This window comes from Mesorhizobium sp. NBSH29, assembly GCF_015500055.1.
Lineage (GTDB): Bacteria > Pseudomonadota > Alphaproteobacteria > Rhizobiales > Rhizobiaceae > Neomesorhizobium.
This window is the reverse complement of the sequence record NZ_CP045492.1, coordinates 3,145,500-3,164,450: the sequence shown is the minus strand read 5'-3', so window position 1 is coordinate 3,164,450 and position 18,951 is coordinate 3,145,500. Positions and strand designations below refer to the sequence as shown.

Here is an 18,951-nt window from a genome sequence, read left to right as displayed (position 1 = left end):
GTGGCCGATGCAGACGGCACTTCCTGCCACGGCCACCGATGGCAATTTGGGCGGGGCAATCACGACTTTCTGGCTCATCTGTCTCTCGCTCAATTCGAAAAAAATCAATCTGCCGGCCTGTCGCCGATCCAGTAGCGCGGGCCGCTGCCTCTGCTGCTGGCGCGGTCCTGCGGGTTGGTGAGTTTGCAGCGGTCCAGCGACAGGCAGCCGCAGCCGATGCATTCGCCCAAGCCGGCGCGCAGGCGTTGCAGTTCGGCGATCTTCTGGTCTATGCGTGCTGTCCAGGTGGCAGAAAGTTTTTCCCAGTCGCGTCCGCTTGGCGCCCTGTCTGGCGGCAGTTTTGCCAGTTCTGCGGCAATTTCCTCCAGCGACAGCCCGACTTTCTGGGCAAATACGATGAAGGCAACGCGGCGCAATGCTGCCCGCGGGTAACGCCGGTGGCCGGAACGGGCGCGCTCGGAGATCAACAGGCCGCGCTCTTCATAGAAGCGCAGGGCCGACGTTGCGATGCCGCTGCGCCGCGCCACATCGCCGATGGTGAACATGGTGATCATGGCCGCGAAAAGATCACAGCCACCGCTTGACTTCAAGTGCGGTTGAACAGTTACACGCATCATCGCAACCGGCTCCTGCACCGGTTCCAGTTTAACGCTCCCAAGCAGGGAACTGGCGCAGGGGCCGCCCAGGCTTCGTAGCCCGCACTTTTCACGCGGGCTGCGAGGCCGTTGCATTTTGCAAGAGGAGAGATGTTGCCGCGTTCAGTTGCATGCAGCGCGGCGCGTTTGGACCGGAAGAACAGGGATGGGCACCGCTCCTGCGCCCAGCGCATCGGCACGCACGCGCCAGCCTCACCACGCCCGCTCGAAAGCGTCTGGTCATGATGGGTCGAGGCGCGGCAGGTTTTTGGAACAAACCGCAGCGTGGGAAGCGGGGCGCGACAGTCAGCACCGCAGGCAGTAGGGGGTAAAATGGCGCCTTCCAAAGCGCCCCGCCGATGTTTTTTGATCCTTCCGCCTCCAAGTCTGAGGACTCTTATCCCGGCGACATGCCGGAGGTTTCCTTGCCGGCGCAAACGGCATACGGCGCCTAGTCCACGCTTTCTTTCAAAAAGCAGGAACAAGAGGCTCTGGTCGGACTCCCGGCTTCCACAGCCACGTTAGCTGCTTTTCCCGAGCATCGACCTTTCCCCGCAAGCCACCGTCATGACCGGCGTTCCCCGAGAAAGGCTGCGAGGATTATGCTGGCGGCGGAGAGGGGGTGGATAGATTTGGGATATTGGGTTTTTGGTCTGGCAGCGGTTTTCGATTCTGCGCCTTCGATATGGGCTCTTGGCAACCCCTCTCCGTCTTGGGCTTCGCCCAAGCCACCTCTCCCCGCGGGCGGGGCGAGGAAATGGCTAATCGCGAGCGGTATTTCCTCGCCCCCGTGAAATGGGGGAGAGGTGCCGAGCGCAGCGAGGCGGAGAGGGGGTTGGCGCTCGGCGGCGTTGCGAAAGTGCCGATCTTGGCAAACCCCTCTCCGTCTTGGGCTCCGCCCAAGCCACCTCTCCCCGCAAGCGGGGCGAGGAAATGGCTAATCGCGATCGGTATTTCCTCGCCCCCATGAAATGGGGGAGAGGTGCCGAGCGCAGCGAGGCGGAGAGGGGGTGGGCGCTCGGCGGCGTTGCGAAAGTGCCGATCTTGGCAAACCCCTCTCCGTCTTGGGCTCCGCCCAAGCCACCTCTCCCCGCAAGCGGGGCGAGGAAATGGCTAATCGCGATCGGTATTTCCTCGCCCCCATGAAATGGGGGAGAGGTGCCGAGCGCAGCGAGGCGGAGAGGGGGTCACCCACGTGGCGATGCAAACACAAACCGCAGATCATCCGCCACAACGTCCTCATGGAGTCTGCCTTCAAGCGCCGCCAGAATTGTCTCGCACAGGCTTGCCCGGTGCTTCAGTGCGTCGACATTCCAGAAGCGAAGGACAGAAAAGCCTTTGCCGCGCATGAATTCGTCGCGGTTGCGGTCATAGGAGCTTTCTGCGTGCTGGCTGCCATCCAGTTCCACCACCAGCTTCGCGCTGCGGCAGGCGAAGTCGGCGAAATAGGGACCGATGGGCATTTGGCGGACGAATTTGTAGCCGCTGAGCCTTTTGGCTTTCAGCTCATTCCACACCAGCGCTTCGGCCATGTTCTCGCCATGGCGCAGCACGCGGGCGCGAGCGATTTTTGTGGGTGAACGGCGGCTTGGAACCCGTCTTGTCATGCGATTGTTGTAAACGCAAAACCCCTCTCCGTCCTGGGCTTTGCCCAATCCACCTCTCCCCACTTCCGTGGGGCGAGGAAATGGCCAATCGCGAACGCTGTTTCCTCGCCCCCCATGAAATGGGGGAGAGGTGCCGAGCGCAGCGAGGCGGAGAGGGGGTGCTATTTCGGCATCGCTGCGGCGGGGGCAGCTTGGAAACGCTTCGGTTTGTGGGGCGAGTGCAAAACCCCTCTCCGTCTTGGACTTTGCCCAATCCACCTCTCCCCACTTTCGTGGGGCGAGGAAATGGCCAATCGCAAACGCTGTTTCCTCGCCCCCATGGAGATGGGGGAGAGGTGCCGAGCGCAGCGAGGCGGAGAGGGGGTGCTATTTCGGCATCGCTGCGGCGGGGGCAGCTTGGAAACGCTTCGGTTTGTGGAGCGAGTGCAAAACCCCTCTCCGTCCTGGGCTTTGCCCAATCCACCTCTCCCCACTTTCGTGGGGGGAGGAAATGGCCAATCGCGAACGCTGTTTCCTCGCCCCATCCCCATGGAGATGGGGGCGAGTTACCTCGCCCCAATTCCTCAGCTACACCCGCTCGTTGATCCACACGTGTCGCACTTTTCACACGTCCCGTTCCGCACCATCGTAAAGTTCTGGCACTCGGCGCAGGAATTGCCGGTGTAGCCTTGCATAAGCGATTTTACGCGCCGGTCGTTGGCGAGTTTTTTGGCTTCTGCGGCTTCGAGGGCGGCTGTGTCGGTGAAGAGGGCGTTGGCCGAGGCAGCGTTTGCTGCTTCCTCTAAGGCGATTTCTTCTGCCAGTTCCTTGGCCCGTTCCTCATATTCACGCTTGTAGGCAACGGGCTGGTCGGATGCCTTGGGGGCCATCGCCAGCACATTGGAGCCGGAGAAGGCGGGCTGGGTGCGGGCAGAGGATTTCGGGTCGCTGCCGGCGGTCTTGCCGGAGACGACTTTTAGCGTCGAGCCGCGTGTCAGGCCTTTGGAGACAGCGTCGGTCTTGCCCTCCGAAATGCCACGGCCAAGGGCGGTGTTGGAAAAGTCCGACTGGTCGACATGGGCCAGATCATTGCGGTCGAGATAGGAGATCGCCAATTCGCGGAAGATGTAATCGAGAATGGAGGTCGCGCTCTTGATCGCGTCATTGCCCTGCACCATGCCGGCTGGCTCGAACTTGGTGAAGGTGAAGGCGTGCACATATTCTTCCAGCGGCACGCCATATTGCAGTCCGAGCGAAATGGCGATGGCGAAATTGTTGAGCAGGCCGCGCAGCGTGGCGCCTTCCTTGTTCATGTCGATGAAGATCTCGCCAAGGCGGCCATCATCATATTCGCCGGTGCGCAGGAAGATGGTGTTGCCACCGATTTTGGCCTTTTGCGTATAGCCCTTGCGGCGGCCGGGCAGTTTTTCCTGCTCACGCGAGACGCGCTCGATGATGCGCTCGACAATCTTTTCGGTGATCTGCACGGCGCGCTGGGCGGCCGGCATGGCGATCAGTTCTTCCATCGCATCCTCATCATCCTCATCGACAAGCAGTGAGGAGTTGAGCGGCTGCGACAGCTTTGAACCATCGCGGTAAAGCGCATTGGCTTTCAATGCCAGCTTCCACGACAGCATATAGGCCTGCTTGCAATCCTCGACGGTTGCCTCATTTGGCATGTTGATCGTCTTGGAAATAGCACCCGAAATGAAGGGCTGGGCCGCCGCCATCATGCGGATATGGCTTTCCACGGAAAGATAACGCTTGCCGATCTTGCCGCAGGCATTGGCGCAATCGAAGACGGGCAGATGCTCGTCCTTTAGGAAGGGCGCGCCTTCCAGCGTCATCGCTCCGCACACATGCACATTGGCCGCTTCAATGTCTTTCTTGGCAAAGCCAAGGGCCGGCAAAATCTCGAAGCTCGGGTCAGCAAGCTGCGCGTCGGTGAAGCCAAAGGTTTCCTTCACCCAGTCAGCACCCAGCGTCCACTGGTTGAACACGAATTTGATGTCGAAGGCGCTTTTCAGCGCGCCGTTGACCAGCTCGATCTTCTCGTCGGTAAAGCCCTTTGCCTTCAGCGAACCGGGGTTGATGGCCGGCGCCTGGTTCAAATTGCCGTGGCCGACTGCATATGCCTCGATCTCGGCCAACTGGCTTTCGGAATAGCCAAGGGTGCGAAGCGCTTCTGGCACAGCGCGGTTGATGATCTTGAAATAGCCGCCGCCGGCCAGCTTCTTGAACTTTACCAGCGCAAAGTCTGGCTCGATGCCGGTCGTGTCGCAATCCATCACCAGACCAATGGTGCCGGTGGGCGCAATGACGGTTGCCTGCGCATTGCGGTAGCCATGCTTTTCGCCAAGCTCAATGGCGCGGTCCCATGCCTTGCGGGCGTGGTCCACCAAGGCCTGTTCAGGCACATCGCTGGCAACCAGTGGCACAGGGTTTACCGCCAGGCTCTCATAGCCTTCGCTTTCGCCGTAAGCGGCGCGGCGGTGGTTGCGCATCACGCGCAGCATGTTGGCGGCGTTGCGCTCATAATCAGAAAACGCACCAAGTTCGCCCGCCATTTCAGCCGATGTCGCATAGGCAACGCCGGTCATGATGGAGGTGAGCGCTGCACAGATGCCGCGGCCCTCGGTGGAATCATAGGGAATGCCGGAGGTCATCAAAAGCCCGCCAATATTGGCATAGCCAAGGCCGAGCGTGCGGTATTCATAAGACTGTTTGGCAATTTCCTTCGAGGGGAACTGCGCCATCATGACCGAGATTTCGAGCACGATGGTCCACAGGCGCACCGTGTGCTCATAGCGCTCGATGTCGAACAGTCCGCCATCCTTGTGGCGATAGGTCAGCAAATTGATGGAGGCCAGATTGCAGGCCGTGTCGTCGAGGAACATATATTCCGAGCACGGGTTGGAGGCGCGGATAGGGCCTGCCGCTGGCGAGGTGTGCCAGTCATTCATCGTGGTATTGTAGTGCAGGCCCGGATCAGCCGACGCCCAAGCGGCATAGCCAATCTTTTCCCACAGATCGCGCGCCTTCAACGTCTTCATTACCTTGCCGTCCTTGCGGGCGGTCAGGTGCCAGTCGCCATCATTTTCGACAGCGCGCAAGAAGTCGTCCTTCAGCGAAACGGAATTGTTGGAGTTCTGGCCAGACACGGTCAGATAGGCTTCTGAATCCCAATCCGTGTCATAGGTCTTGAACTCAATGTCCGTGTAGCCCTGCTTGGCGAACTGGATGATGCGGTAGATGTAGTTTTCAGGCACCGCATTCTTCTTGGCAGCCTTGATCTCGCGCTTGAGTGCGGGGTTTTTCGCCGGGTCAAAACAATCATCATCGGGGCCGTCGCAATTCACGCAGGCTTTCAACACGGCTGTCATGTGCTGGCGCACAATCTTGGAGCCGGTCACGAGTGCCGCAACCTTCTGCTCTTCCTTCACCTTCCAGTCGATATAAGCTTCGATATCAGGATGGTCGGCGTCCACCACCACCATTTTGGCAGCGCGGCGCGTTGTGCCACCGGATTTGATAGCGCCGGCCGCACGGTCACCGATTTTCAAGAAACTCATCAGACCGGAAGATCTGCCGCCGCCCGAAAGCTTTTCGCCTTCGCCGCGCAGCAGCGAAAAGTTGGAACCGGTGCCCGAACCATATTTGAACAGCCGCGCTTCACGCACCCAAAGGTCCATGATGCCGCCTTCATTGACCAGATCATCCGCCACGCCCTGAATAAAGCAGGCATGGGGCTGCGGGTGCTCGTAGGATGACTTTGATTTGGTCAATTTGCCGGTGAAAGGGTCAACATAAAAATGCCCCTGGCCGGGACCATCAATGCCGTAAGCCCAGTGCAGGCCGGTGTTGAACCATTGCGGGGAGTTCGGCGCAACGCGCTGCGTGGCCAGCATGTAGCAAAGCTCATCGCGGAAAGCGCGCGCATCCTCTTCGCTTTTGAAGTAGCCGCCCTTCCAGCCCCAATAGGTCCATGTGCCAGCCAGGCGGTCAAATACCTGGCGCGCATCGATCTCGGAACCAAAGCGCTCGCCTTCCGGCAGCTTCTCAAGTTCGGCTTCATCCGCCACCGAGCGCCACAGGAAGGAAGGAACGCTGGTTTCCTCAACCTTCCTCAGCCGCGCCGGTACGCCAGCCTTGCGGAAATACTTTTGCGCCAGAACATCGGTGGCCACTTGGCTGAATTGTGCCGGCACTTCAATGTCGGCCAGACGGAACACGATTGAACCATCCGGGTTCTTGATTTCCGAAAGTGCCTTGCGGAACTCGATCTCCGCATAAGCGGATTGGCCGTCTTTTGTGAAGCGCCGTGCGATCTGCATGTGTCCGTCCTCAGTCCCTATATATAGCGCCTTTGCCGTGAGACTCCGAGTCTCTTCGCAAGGCTGCACAATGTCCCGCTTCCGGCCCGTCCCCGCGACGGCCGGCCTACTCGCGCAATCGATTGGGAAATGCCGGAGCAGCGGTGTTGAAACCGGTGCACTCCATGGCCTTCCCGCGCTTTGCGGCCACTCACTCTACCCGTGATGGTGATTTTCTCTCGTGGAGAAATGTCACTCTATCTGGTATTTCATCCTAGCTGTAAACACTAAATATAGCGTTAACAGCTTATTTATCCAGTCCCTGAAACGTTGCGTCTGACGCTATTTTGAACGCAGAAAAACCGTCGTCCACACCAGCATTCAGCCGGACGGGAAGCGCTAGGTCGCACGCATAATCGGGAAAAAGACCGGCCCGGGAAACTCCCCCAGCCACGCCCTCAACAGGAGCGCATGATCCATAAAAGGCGACTCGGCATCAGCCGTCAAGGATTCGTTTGTTTAGCTTTTGTGACCCCAACATCTTGTGTGTCACATATGTGGATAACGGGGAGAACGGCCCGGAGAAATGCTGGATTTCGACTTTTTGCGCGTCGGATACAACGTATCCGAAGAGGTGGGGATTTATCTCCCGGAATGCGCGCAATAAACAGCGAATCGCTTTCTGCAACCCTGACTCACGAAACTTTAAGAGGGATCGTTTACGTAGAGGAAGGGTATGAGGGGTCTGTTCACGATGCCGGTGTCAAACATGCGTTTCAGCACCAGAGCCAGGGTGGCGCTGATCTTTGCCGTGGTTATCCTCGCGGTTGAGACCCTGGTGACCCTCTATTACGCCCAGCTCGGCTGGGGGCGGCTGCGTTCTGAAATGATGATTTCGGGCACGATCACCACCATCGTCTGCCTGCCGGTCGCCACCTATGTGATGAAGCAGTACGAAAAGCTACAGCAGATGGCCGCCGAGCTGGCGCATCTGGCGTCAGTCGACCGGATGACGGACCTGCTCAACCGGCAGACGTTTCTGGAGCGGCTGGACACGCTGGTGACTGGCACCTCACCGACCGCCAGTGCCGGCGTCTTTGCCTATATCGATGCTGATTATTTCAAAGCGCTGAATGACCGCTTCGGCCACGCCATCGGCGACCGAGTTATTGTCTTGCTGGCAACGCAAATAAAGGAAGCAGCGCGCGATGGCGACCTGACCGCCCGGCTCGGCGGCGAGGAGTTCGCGATGTTCATGCGCGGTGCCAATCTGACACGGGCAACCATGGTCGCAGACAGGCTGCGTCGTGACGTTGAACTGTCAGGAATCAGGCTTGGGGTGGTCGGGCTCTCTTTGTCGGTGTCGATCGGGCTTGCCGTCCACAAACCAGGCACCGCAGCACTCGCGACCATGCAGGAAGCTGATCGCAATATGTATGCCGCCAAGGATGGTGGTCGCAATGCGGTTGTATCAGAGCTGCGCCGCAACCGCGTGGCTTAAAGGTGCGCCGGACCGGGACAGGCTTTTGCCCAGTTTTGCACTTTTTCGCGCTAAACTTGGCTCCCGTCGCGCTATTTCAGCCTCGCATCGCGTAGAAAATCAGCGCTGCAAGGCCAGCTGAGGCCGGAACGGTGGTCAGCCAGGCGGTAACGATGGTGGTCACGTGGGCGCGCCTTACCAGTCTGCGGCGAATGATTTCCTGCTGCGATCCTTTTTTGCCACCGGCCTGCGGATCGGGATCCAAGGCAGGCGCCATTCGCTCCGCAGCCCGCCGCGCTGCAGGGCGCGACGCCGACCATTCGCGGTAAAAACCCACTCCGAAAACAGCGCCTACGGCAATGTGCGTGGTGCTGACCGGCATGCCAAACGCCGATGCGCCCATGACAGTGAAGGAGGTTGCCGCTGCAATGCAAAAGGCTCGCAAAGGGTTAAGCTTTGTGATTTCGGCGCCGACCATCCGGATCAGCCGTGGACCAAAAAGCATGAGCCCGACAGAGATGCCAAGCGCCCCAATCAGGATGACCCAGAACGGCACCGAGACGCGCTCGGCGACGGCTCCTGTGTCGGCTGCATGGAAAATGCCGGCGAGTGGTCCAACAGCGTTTGCGACATCGTTTGCGCCGTGGGCAAAAGAGAGCAAAGCTGCTGAAATCAAAAGAGGAATCGTGAACAGAAGTTTTAACGACTGGTTGCGGTTTTCAAGTCCAACCGCCTGGCCTTTGACGATGCCGTGGAAGATTATCCAGGCAGCAACGAAAACGACCAATCCGACAATCAAGAGCTGGACACGGTCAAGATGGAGCAGGTCATGGCCGCTCAGCGTGTTGGCCAAATAGGTGGAAAAAGCGCCAAGCATCGCGGCGATCAAGAGCGGCACCACGCGTATGGCGGACGTTATTTTATCCGTTCGCTCAGTGATGCTTGTTTCGATGAAGACGAGCAGAAGGGCAGCAATAAAACCGCCCAGGAAAGGCGAAAGCATCCAGCTTGCGGTGATCGCACCCATCGACGCCCAGTTGACCGCAGAAAGACCCGCAGCCGCAATACCGGCACCCATCACGCCGCCGACAATCGCATGCGTGGTCGAGACGGGCGCGCGGATATAGGAGGACAGGTGAATCCATAATGCTGAGGCAATCAAAGCTGCAAGCATCACCCTGATGAAGGTGCCGGGATCCGTGATGGCGTCTGGAAAGATGATGCCACTTGCAACAGTTTCAACGACTTGGCCGCCGGCGAGCAGGGCGCCCGCGGTCTCAGCGACCGCTGCCATCACCAATGCGCCGCCCATGGTGATGGCGCGCGCACCGACGGCTGGTCCGACATTGTTGGCGACATCGTTGGCACCGATGTTGAGCGCCATGTAGCCGGCGATCACCGCAGCAGCCACGATGACAGCGGCCCGCGGCTCATCGAACACATAGAGCGAGGCAAAGATCGCGGCCGATGCCAGAAAAAGCAGCGCAAGTCCGGGTGCCACGAGGCGTCGCGACAAAAAGCCGGCGGCCTCCTCGACGCTAGCAAAGCGGTCGAGGTCCTTGTCCAGAACGCGTTTGGGAATCTTGTGGCTGCTGTTTTCGCTCATATTCCTGTCTGCTGCCTTTGGCGCAGATTAGTGCAGGGACAACGCAGTTTCATGTCATCTGCCGGCCACGCCGGGCAGCAGTAGCCCAACGGGGCCTCAAGCCGTAAACTGGTGGGATGCGGCGAAGCGGGTAATCAACTCGCCAAGATCCACTTCAGCTACTGAGCGGGCAGCATCGTCAGGCGAAAACCACTTTCGGGTTCGCTCTTCCTTTTCCGGCCAATTGGTAACAGTCTTGGAAATTTTCATCGGAAAAACAAGCACTTCGCAGCGCTGTTCCATCCCGGTGGCCAGAACCTTGCCGTAGAAATAGCTGCCGAAATGGGTTTGGGCGATGTTGCCCACCAAGCCTGCTTCCTCACCTGCCTCGCGGGCGGCGGTGTCATAAAGCTGCTCGCGCCCTTCCGGCCAGCCTTTTGGCAGCACCCAACGACCGGTGTCGCGGCTGGTGATCATCATGATCTTAGTCTGGCCACTGACACGCTTCCACGGAAGTGCCGCCACCTGCAGCCGACAGGGCTTGCCGCCGAACAGGATGCGGACCCTTTCAGCAATGCGGTTGCGCGTTGTGTGGCTGACCATAATGGCTTTTATCGTTCTCTTTGATTCGTTTGCCGTCTTACAAAACGGGCTTCTTAATCTAGGAGGTTTTCAAGTAAAAACAACGCATTGATTATGCTATTTGCAAACGAAATTGATTAAAATACGGTTTGATGGTGAAAAAATGGAACGCCGAAAACCGGGTTCAACTGGCGAGCTGTCAACCAGCACTTGTAGCTCAAACGGTATCACCCCTTGCTGTGTTCGGCGATGGGTTTTTGATAGGTGAAGCCCATGTCCCATGGGAAATAAATCCAGGTATCCTGGGATACCTCGGTCACAAAAGTGTCGACCAGTGGACGGCCCTTGGGTTTTGCATACACAGCCGCAAAATGCGCCTTGGGCATCATTGCCCGGACAATCGCCGCCGTCTTGCCCGTGTCGGTCAGGTCATCAATGATCAGCACTTCGCTACCCTCATTTTCAAGCAGCGCGGGCGAGACCTCTTTGAGCACTTCCAGCTGACCCTGCTCCACATACTCGTGATAGGAAGCCACACAGACGGTCTCGATCAGCCTGATGCCTAGCTCACGCGAGATGATGGCCGCCGGAACCAATCCGCCGCGGGTGATGCACACGATCGCTTTCCAGTTGCCGTTGACGCTGGCCAGCCGCCAGGCAAGCGCCCGAGCGTCGCGGTGAAACTGGTCCCAGGAGACCGGAAAAGCTTTTTCTGGCAATGACATATAGGCGCACTCCAATGCGCGCTCTCAGGCGCGCGGGCAATCGTGACGGAATGCGTGCGCAATTAGCGGCAAAGGCACTGTTTTGGCAAGGGCGGTTTCGCTCGGGCGTCAGGCGGTTGCCTTCAGCGAAGCCACCATCGCGGTGATTTCTGCAACCGCTGCATCGAGGGCATCTTGCGTGCGGGCGCGGGCGACCAGTTCAGTCCAGAAATTTCCGTCGAGATATTTCGGGTAAGAACCAATGATGGTGTCGGGATGCGCTTTCTGGATCTCTCCGAGCGGGCCGCCGATCACGCCCTCGCCAAAAGGACATTCGACCGTGGCGGAAAGCAGTTTTGTTCCCGTCTTCAGTGTCGGCACGACATTGTCGAGCATAGCCTGAAAAATAGCCGGTACGCCGGCCATCACATGCACATTGCCGATGCGAAAGCCGGGCGCCAAGGAGACAGGGTTGTCGATATGGTCGGCGCCCACCGGCATCCGCGCCATGCGCTTGCGGGCCTCGGTAAACTCGAGATCGCGGTTCATATAGTTCTGCTCCAGCATCCGGTAAGCCTTCGGATCATATTCGCAGGCCACGCCAAAGGCTTTCGAGATAGAATCGGCGGTGATGTCATCATGCGTGGGTCCAATGCCACCGGTGGTGAACACATAGGTGTAGCGCGCACGCAGTGCATTGACCGCGGAGGCGATGTCATTTTCATCGTCCGAAACAATTCGCACTTCCTTGAGGTCGATGCCGATGGCCGCCATGATGTCGGCAAGGTGGCCGATGTTGCGGTCCTTGGTGCGGCCAGACAGAATCTCGTCGCCGATGATGAGCATTGCTGCGGTGACGATTTCTGCGGTCATATCAACTCTCCGGTAAGGCGCTGATCTAACGCGCCGGGCTCACCCCGGCAATGGCTGATCGTCTGGATGAATGATGGGAAGCCGGCGCAGTGCTTCGGCTGCATGGTCGATGAAAGCGCGCACCTTACGCGGCATAAGTGGATCGCCTGAAGAGACAAGCTGAACGGGGTAGGGGGGTGGGGTAAAGTCGTCGAGTACGGTGGCCAACGTGCCGGCAGCGATGTCGTCGGCAGCCTGATAGGAAAGCACGCCAGCAATGCCACGTCCGGCGCGGGCGGCAATGAGCTGCGATTCTACATCGTTGACGAGAAGTCGGGGCGTGAGCCGCACCGATTTTTTTCCGGCAAACCGCCATTCGCGCGGGCCACCCTGGAGCGAATTGAAGATGATCTCATGATGGGCGAGGTCGGCTGGACGCTGCGGTATGCCACGGGCAGCAAGATAGTCCGGGCTGGCAACAACAATATGGCTCAACATACCAACCGTGCGGACGCGCAAAGACGAGTCCGGCAAGGGCCCAATGCGCACCGCAACATCGATCCGCTCCTCCATCAGATCGAGATTGCGATCATGCAGCACCAAGTCGACTTGAATTGACGGATAGGCATCGAGAAAGGTGGAGATCAAAGGTGCGATATAACGGCGGCCAAATTGCACCGGTGCTGTGACGCGCACCAGGCCACTAAGGGGCGTACTCGAATCTCCGGCAAGCGCACCTTCATAATCAATCAGGACCTGACGTGCCTTTTCGGCCAAAGCCATGCCCGCTTCTGTCGCTGACAGGCGTCTTGTGGTGCGCGCCACGAGACGCGCACCGGCGCGTGCCTCCAGTTCGTTTAATGCACGGGTGACCTGTGGCGGTGAACGCCTTAGCCTTCGCGCAGCGGCCACCAAACTGCCGCTGTCGATGATTGCCAGAAAGATGGTCAGTTCGTCGAGACGGTCCATTCAATTCTTCCAGATTATGGAATTCTGATTTCTCTAAATATCAGATTGGCAGCGATTGGGACAAGGATAGACTGCGGGCACCCAAAACGAGAGGATGTTTTCATGAGCCAGTCCGGCATAGTGCTTCACGGCGTAGAATTGTCAGGTCATACGCATCGCGTCCAACTGATGCTGCGTATGCTTGAGTTGCCATTTTCTTTTTCAGAAGCCGGTGCCGATGTGCGCAGCTCCGAGACATTTCGCAAACTCAATCCGATGGGACAGATCCCGGTTCTGGAAGATGGCAATATCGTTTTGCCCGACAGCAACGCCATCATGGTCTATCTGGTCAAGCGCTATGCGCCGGGCAGCCACTGGCTGCCGGATGACGCGGTTGCAGCAGCCAATGTGCAGCGCTGGCTTTCAATTTCGGCTGGCGAGATACGGTTCGGTCCCGGCCTCGCTCGTGTGATGAAAGTGTTTGGGGCAGGGGGCGATATCGACACCTGTCACGCCCTGGCAGCGCGTGTGCTAACGATGATGGAAAGCCATCTGGCAGACCGCATCTGGCTGGCGACGGGCGACGCCACCATCGCTGACCTTGCCTGCTACAGTTACGTGGCGCACGCGCCAGAAGGTGGCATCTCCCTTGAGCCGTATCCCGCGGTACGCGCATGGCTGAAGCGGGTGGAAGCGTTGCCGCACTTCAAAGTGCTGCCGGCTGCGCCGCGCGCTGCGTGATCTCCATGGATCGCGTGTTACCCTATCACGCGGATGAACTCGAGGCGCAGGCGCTGGCTGGCGGCGGATCGGGTGGGGGCGCTATCCGCGGTTTCATGCCCGACCAGCACCGCGAATTCTTTGCGATGCTGCCCTATGTTTTTGCGGCGGCTGCGGATGATGAGGGTTGGCCGCATGCGACCGTGCTGACGGGCGAGCCAGGCTTCATCCGCTCGCCCGACGCAGCAACGTTGGATGTCGGGGCGCTGCCCGGACCAGCCGATCCTTTGCTAGCGGGCTTTGCTGTCGGAAGGCCCATCGGGCTGTTGGGCATCGACCTTGCAACCCGACGCCGGAACCGCGTCAACGGTTTTGTCGAGCGGACCAGCGCCAGCGGGTTTGCGCTTGCGATCAACCAGAGCTTTGGCAATTGCCCAAAATACATTCAGGTGCGCAGCGTTCGGCGTGGTCTTGCTCAGCCGGGCAAGGTTGAGGAACTGGCGGTGCTCGACGCTGATGCGCGGGCGCTGATTGCCGCCTCCGATACGTTTTTCGTCGCCTCGCGCTCGCGCGATGTCGCCGAAGCGCCGGGCGGGCTTGACGTCTCGCATCGTGGTGGCCGACCGGGTTTTGTGGGTGTCGAAGGCGACGTGCTGACCGTGCCGGATTTTTCCGGCAACCGCTATTACAACACGCTGGGCAATCTGCTCGGTGATCCGCGCGCGGGGCTGTTGTTCATCGATTTCGAGCGTGGCGATATGCTGCAGCTGCAGGGCACGGTCGAGATCGACTGGACGGCCAACCCGGCCCTGCGCGGTGCTGAACGGAGCTGGCGCTTTCAGGTTCGGCGCGGCTGGAGACGGCGTGGCGCTTTGGGGCTGCGCTGGAGACTTGTCGAGGCCTCGCCTTTTACGCTTGCCACCGGTTTGTGGGATGCTGATACCGTTTCAGGGTCCACTTTGGCAAGGTAGGGTCGGGCTTACCCATGTGAGCCACATGCACGGCGGCTGCGTTATTGCGGCCACCGCAAAGTGCTGCGATGCGGGTAGAAATGCTGGCGTTTTTTGCGGCTCAGTTCGCAGGCTGTGTCTTGATGCGGTGCCCGTCAGCGTCGAAGAAATGCATCTGGTCCGGCGCGACGCGCAGCCGCAGCATCTCGCCGGCGCGTATCTTGTGCTGGCCGGAAAGAACAGCCAGCAATTCCTGTCCGCTCGGCGTTTTGGTGTGAACCACGGTTTCAGAGCCGAGCGCCTCGACCAGCGTGACTTCGCTCGACACGCCTTCATCGCCCTCGGTGGCGAGCCCGATGTGATGGGGCCTGAGCCCCACTGTGAGGGTGTCGCCGGTGCTTGCGTTGAGACCGTTTACGGTAACAGGGTCCGAACCACCGAGCGCGACCGCCAGACCTCCTGCTTTTCCTTCGGTGACCTTTGCCTGAACCAGGTTCATGCGCGGGGCGCCGATGAAGCCGGCCACGAACAGATTCTGGGGCCGGTTATAGAGATCGAGCGGTGTGCCGACCTGCTCGATCCGGCCAGCCCGCAACACGACGATACGGTCGGCCAGTGTCATCGCCTCGATCTGATCGTGCGTGACGTAAACCATGGTGGTGCCGAGGCGCTCATGCAGGGCGGCAAGCTCAGCGCGGGTGGAGATGCGCAGTTCGGCATCGAGATTGGACAGCGGTTCGTCGAGCAGGAAGGCGGTCGGGTTGCGGACGATGGCACGACCGATGGCCACACGCTGGCGCTGGCCACCTGACAGCTGGCCGGGGCGACGGCCGAGATAATCCGAGATCTCCAGCATACGGGCGGCCTCGCCGATGCGCTTGTCGATCTCGGCGCGGGCCATGCGGGCGTTTTCGAGGCCAAAGGCAAGGTTCTGGCGCACCGTCATGTGCGGGTAGAGCGCATAGGACTGAAACACCATGGCAAGGCCACGATCTGCGGCTGCGACCTTTGTAACGTCCTTGCCGTCGATCTGGATAGTACCGTCGGTTGGCCGGTCGAGGCCGGCGATCAGACGCAGCAGCGTGGACTTGCCACAGCCGGAGGGGCCGACGAAGACGATCAGCTCGCCATCCTCGATGTCGAGATCGATGCCGTGCAGGACTTTTACCTTGCCGAAGGCGCGGGTGATTCCGGAGAGGGTGATGCGGCTCATGACGCTCCTACTTCAGGCCTGATCCGGCAATGCCGGTGGTGATGAAACGCTGCAGGAAGACAAACACCAGCACGACCGGGATCATGGTCACCACCGTCATGGCGAGGATGAAGTGCCATTGCACGTTGAGTTCACCGGCATAGGTGGCGAGCCCCACCTGCAGCGTATAGACCTCCTTGCGCGACAGAACGATCAGTGGCCACAGGAAGTCGTTCCAGCGCCAGACCACCGAAAAGATGGCAAGCACCGCCAGCGCCGGGGCAGTGAGCGGCAACACGATGCGCCAATAAATCTGCCATTCCGACGCCTTGTCCATCCGCGCCGCGTCGAGCAGTTCGTCGGGGATGGTGAGCATGTATTGGCGCAGCATGAAGACGCCGGTCGGTGTGGCGACGGTGGGCAGGATAACGCCCCACAGCGAGTTGAACAGGCCCATTGCCGAGATGACGGAATACAGCGGCACAAGGATCACTGACAGCGGCACCATCAGCGTGGCGACGATGAGGAACATCACCGCCGACCGGCCTGTGAAATTGTATTTTGACAGGGCGAAGGCGGCCATCGAATTGGTGAGCAGCGTGATCAGCGTGGCGACGACGGTGACGAACACCGAATTGCGCAGATAGAGCGGGAAGTCGAAGGCGGTGAACGGCTTTGTATAATTTTCGGTGTCAAAGGAGACGCTGCGCACCGGCGTGCGGTCCTGGATGTTGACCTTGACGATCTCGCCCGGATTTTTCGGATCGACCATCTGGCCCATGATGCCGATGCGGCGCACTTCGGCGAGTACGCGTTCCTCGCCGGTCTCCTTATCGGTGACGCGGTAGAGCGGCAGCGGCTTGTCATACCCTTGGACCACTGTCTCGGCGGTCACATAGGGCAGGATGGAGGGCGGAAACTCGGCTAGTGCGGCCGGTGTCTTGAACGAGGAATTTACCAGCCACAAAGCCGGCCCGAGCATCAGCACAAAGCCGCCGACCAACCAGAAATAGGTGAAGACATCGGTCCAGTGCAAGCCAGTGCCGCCACGTCTGCGAAGCAGAAATTCGAATGCGCGGCTCATCGCTTGTCCTTCGTCTCGTTGCGCCGGGCAAGGCCGAGCTGGAGCAGCGTCAGCACCACAAGCACCGTGCCCATGAGGATAGAGGCGGCCGCCGCCAGGCCCGGATTGCGCAGCAGCGAGGCAAATCCAATCTCGTAGATGTATTGGGTGAGGAACAGCGTGCTGGTGCCCGGGCCGCCGCCGGTCAGCACATAGACCTCGTCGAAAATCTGGACGGAGCGGATGAGAGTCAGCACCAGCACGACCAGCAGGTTGGGTGCCAGAAGCGGCAGTGTGATGCGCCAGAACACGCGCGCCGGGCGCGTGCCATCCATCTCAGCGGCCTCGTAGAGATCCTTGGGGATCGCCTGCAGGCCGGCCAGCAGGATCAGCGCGTAAAAGCCGACATGGGCCCAGACAGAGACGCCGATGGCGGCCGCAAAGGCCCAGTTGCGCTCGACCAGCCAATTGACCGGGTCAAAGCCGAGTTCAAAGATCATGTAGTTGAGCAGTCCCTGCCGTTGCAAGATCCAGCGCCAGATCAGGCCGACGACCACCGGAGACAACAGCACCGGGAAGAAGAAGACTGCGCGCCAGAAGCTGCGGGCCCGCAGGTCGCGATTGAGTACCAGAGCGGTGATCAGCGCAACGCCGATCATCAGCGCGACCTGGAGGACGACAAAGATGGTGGTGTTGCGCACAGCCGTCCAGAACATGTCTTCAGTGCAGCTGCGCGGATCGAGATAATTGGAGCAGTCAAACAGACGCTGATACTGCTCTGCACCCACATAGGTGCGGTCGGACAGGAACAGCGCGCCGCCGCCGGTCATCGAATAGGCGAAGTTGATGACCAGCGGAAAGAGCACAAAAATGCCGAAGATCAGCATATTGGGTGCGAGGAAGAACACCGCCATGCCGTTATAGCCGGTCAGCCTCTGCCAGGCGCGCAGCGGGACGTCGATGATGCGCGCCAGCCAGCTGAAGGGCACTGCCAAAGCAGTGCCCACAGCCGAGGCGAGGGAGGATGTGCCGGCCATGAGGGTATTCGAGCCTATTTCGACGCTTCGGCGACCTTGGCCTTGATGTCCTCATCCATCCGGGCATAGGCTTCGTCGAGCTTGAGTTCGCCTGCCATCACCTGACTGATACGTGTGACAAGAGCGCCGTAATAGGCGGTGCCCCACTTCCACGCCGGCAGTGCTGAAGCGTTGGGTGCGACTTCACCGGCTGCCTTGACGAACGCTTCCAGAGCCGCCTTTACGTTTGGATCATCGGTCTTGAAGTCGATGGGCTTGGACAGCACACCCTTGTGGCCGGGCAGGAACAGCGTGCGCTCGGTGAACTCGCGCACAATGTCTTCCTGGGCAAGGTAATCCATGACCTTGGCAACTTCCTCAGGGTTCTTGGTGTATTTGATCGCGACCAGTGCTGCACCGCCCGGCAGGCCGCTGCAGGCGTCGGTTCCACAGGGCGAGCCGGTGGCGACCCAGTCAAAGGCATCGCCGATCTTGGTCGACAGGTTGGCCACCTGCCAGCTGCCGGAATAGTAATAGGCAAGCTGGGCGTTGATAAAGTCTTCGGCGCCGGCGCGATAGGTTGTGCCTGACGCGGATACCCAGGTCTCCTTGTTCATCCGGCCGTTTTCTGTCCAAGCCACGAGCTTTTCAGCGAATGCTTTGGTGCCGGCGTCGATCGGGGCTGGCAGGCGGTCGGCGCCGATGTAGTTGGCGCCATAGGAAATGTTGGGACCCGAAACGCGGTGGCCCGAACGGTCGATGGCGATGGCCGCGTTGAGCTGCTGGCTGTCCTGCACCTTGCCGGCAGCCTCGACCCAATCATCCCAGGTCGCCTTGTCATCCGGCATATCCACGCCGGCTTGCTCAAACAGCGTCTTATTGGCAAAGCCGCCGGTCAACGTGATCTGCGTCATGAAACCGGGAATGGCGGACGAGCCGTCCGGGCGCATCCAGTCAAAATGGGCGCCGAAATTTTCCTGCCAGTAATCGACGTTGGACAGATGCGGCGTCAGATCGAGCCAATGACCGGCCAGTTCCTTGATGTTGGTGACGCGTGCGATGTCGGGGCCGCGGCCGGCTTCCAGTTCAATCGGCAGCTGCTCCTGAATAACCTTGTAGGCGACATTGTCGAGAACGACATTGATGCCCGGATTGTCCTTCATGAAGCGGTCGAGCAGGTCCTTGATGACCTCACCCTCGACGCCGTCCGAATACCACATCACGCGCACATCGCCGGCTAGCGCCGATGTCGACATCAGCCCCGTTGCCAGAGCCAGCATTATTCCCTTTGAAAATTTCATTCCCGTTCTCCTCCTTGGTGCGGC

15 protein-coding genes are annotated in these 18,951 nt (G+C 59.7%); 3 read left to right on the top strand and 12 right to left on the bottom strand.

Annotation, left to right across the window (positions count from 1 at the left end):
* Nucleotides 1-104 precede the first annotated feature (104 nt).
* From soxR to GA830_RS15695, 3 genes are all read right to left on the bottom strand, one after another.
* Nucleotides 105-617, bottom strand: coding sequence for a redox-sensitive transcriptional activator SoxR (gene soxR / locus GA830_RS15705; RefSeq protein ID WP_374939279.1), 513 nt, complete (start codon nt 615-617; stop codon nt 105-107).
* 1,205 nt (nt 618-1,822) lie between these two features.
* Entirely contained in the window at nt 1,823-2,242 is a 420-nt protein-coding gene (locus GA830_RS15700; RefSeq protein WP_195164994.1) for an endonuclease domain-containing protein, read from the bottom strand.
* Nucleotides 2,243-2,805: 563 nt separating this feature from the next.
* Nucleotides 2,806-6,555, bottom strand: a complete 3,750-nt coding sequence (locus tag GA830_RS15695) for a vitamin B12-dependent ribonucleotide reductase (RefSeq protein ID WP_195162724.1) — start codon at nt 6,553-6,555, stop codon at nt 2,806-2,808.
* A gap of 748 nt (nt 6,556-7,303) precedes the next feature.
* Here GA830_RS15695 and GA830_RS15690 point away from each other — a divergent pair.
* Complete coding sequence (locus GA830_RS15690; protein WP_195162723.1) at nt 7,304-8,035, top strand: GGDEF domain-containing protein; 732 nt, start codon at nt 7,304-7,306, stop codon at nt 8,033-8,035.
* A gap of 76 nt (nt 8,036-8,111) precedes the next feature.
* Here the strand turns inward: GA830_RS15690 and GA830_RS15685 are convergent, their stop codons facing one another.
* The 5 genes from GA830_RS15685 to GA830_RS15665 form a co-directional block, all read right to left on the bottom strand.
* The gene (locus GA830_RS15685) at nt 8,112-9,620 is read right to left on the bottom strand and encodes an inorganic phosphate transporter (protein WP_195162722.1); all 1,509 of its coding nucleotides are present in this window, start codon (nt 9,618-9,620) and stop codon (nt 8,112-8,114) included.
* Nucleotides 9,621-9,716: 96 nt separating this feature from the next.
* On the bottom strand, nt 9,717-10,205 hold the full coding sequence (locus GA830_RS15680) for an NUDIX hydrolase (protein WP_195164993.1): 489 nt from the start codon (nt 10,203-10,205) through the stop codon (nt 9,717-9,719).
* A gap of 203 nt (nt 10,206-10,408) precedes the next feature.
* On the bottom strand, nt 10,409-10,906 hold the full coding sequence (gene gpt, locus GA830_RS15675; RefSeq protein WP_195162721.1) for a xanthine phosphoribosyltransferase: 498 nt from the start codon (nt 10,904-10,906) through the stop codon (nt 10,409-10,411).
* Nucleotides 10,907-11,014: 108 nt separating this feature from the next.
* Entirely contained in the window at nt 11,015-11,758 is a 744-nt protein-coding gene (locus GA830_RS15670; RefSeq protein ID WP_195162720.1) for a competence/damage-inducible protein A, read from the bottom strand.
* Nucleotides 11,759-11,797: 39 nt separating this feature from the next.
* On the bottom strand, nt 11,798-12,706 hold the full coding sequence (locus GA830_RS15665) for a LysR family transcriptional regulator (protein WP_195162719.1): 909 nt from the start codon (nt 12,704-12,706) through the stop codon (nt 11,798-11,800).
* Nucleotides 12,707-12,808: 102 nt separating this feature from the next.
* On the opposite strand from GA830_RS15665, the gene GA830_RS15660 reads away from it, so the two are divergent.
* Together GA830_RS15660 and GA830_RS15655 are read left to right on the top strand one after the other, a co-directional pair.
* Nucleotides 12,809-13,426: a glutathione S-transferase gene (locus GA830_RS15660; protein ID WP_195162718.1), complete on the top strand. Its 618-nt coding sequence runs from the start codon at nt 12,809-12,811 to the stop codon at nt 13,424-13,426.
* On the top strand, nt 13,360-14,376 hold the full coding sequence (locus GA830_RS15655) for a pyridoxamine 5'-phosphate oxidase family protein (RefSeq protein ID WP_258045472.1): 1,017 nt from the start codon (nt 13,360-13,362) through the stop codon (nt 14,374-14,376). The genes GA830_RS15660 and GA830_RS15655 overlap by 67 nt, the downstream gene beginning before the upstream one ends.
* A 100-nt stretch (nt 14,377-14,476) precedes the next feature.
* Here GA830_RS15655 and GA830_RS15650 read toward each other — a convergent pair whose 3' ends face one another.
* From GA830_RS15650 to GA830_RS15635, 4 genes are read right to left on the bottom strand one after another with little or no spacing between them, the layout of a single operon-like run.
* A complete protein-coding gene (locus tag GA830_RS15650; RefSeq protein ID WP_195162717.1) occupies nt 14,477-15,568 on the bottom strand; it encodes an ABC transporter ATP-binding protein in 1,092 nt (363 codons plus the stop codon).
* Nucleotides 15,569-15,575: 7 nt separating this feature from the next.
* On the bottom strand, nt 15,576-16,631 hold the full coding sequence (locus tag GA830_RS15645; protein WP_195162716.1) for a carbohydrate ABC transporter permease: 1,056 nt from the start codon (nt 16,629-16,631) through the stop codon (nt 15,576-15,578).
* The gene (locus tag GA830_RS15640; RefSeq protein ID WP_195162715.1) at nt 16,628-17,647 is read right to left on the bottom strand and encodes a carbohydrate ABC transporter permease; all 1,020 of its coding nucleotides are present in this window, start codon (nt 17,645-17,647) and stop codon (nt 16,628-16,630) included. Before GA830_RS15640 ends, GA830_RS15645 begins: the two co-directional genes overlap by 4 nt.
* A 14-nt stretch (nt 17,648-17,661) precedes the next feature.
* The gene (locus GA830_RS15635) at nt 17,662-18,927 is read right to left on the bottom strand and encodes an ABC transporter substrate-binding protein (RefSeq protein WP_195162714.1); all 1,266 of its coding nucleotides are present in this window, start codon (nt 18,925-18,927) and stop codon (nt 17,662-17,664) included.
* Between the last annotated feature and the right edge of the window lie 24 nt (nt 18,928-18,951).